Genomic DNA, 266 nt, shown 5'->3' with positions numbered 1-266 from the left:
CGAAAAAATAATCGTGCTGCGCGTGCGCGGAAAACGTGAAATACAGCGGCTCCATGCGCTTGCGCGCCATATGATGCGCGAGCGTCGCGTATTCGAAACCGAGCGCGGCATCGTCTTTGGCCACCGGCTTGAGCTCGCCATTGCGCACGATCGAGACGCGCCGGTCGGCTTGCTCGGCCTGCGCGGGCGAGCGGTCGACGAAGAAATAGCTGAGGTCTTCGCCAAGGCAGCGCCCGAGCCGCGCCAGCGACGCGAACGGCGGCGCG

General features: G+C 65.4%; 1 pseudogene. It reads right to left on the bottom strand.

Annotated elements, in window-relative coordinates:
- A pseudogene (locus SB816_RS32200) lies at positions 1 to 266 on the bottom strand (Cro/Cl family transcriptional regulator); the annotation flags it as partial.

It is taken from the genome of Achromobacter sp. SIMBA_011, from assembly GCF_046535435.1.
In the GTDB taxonomy this organism is placed as follows: domain Bacteria; phylum Pseudomonadota; class Gammaproteobacteria; order Burkholderiales; family Burkholderiaceae_B; genus Achromobacter; species Achromobacter dolens.
The sequence above is the reverse complement of the archived record's forward strand: the minus strand, read 5'-3'. Positions and strand labels throughout refer to the sequence as shown.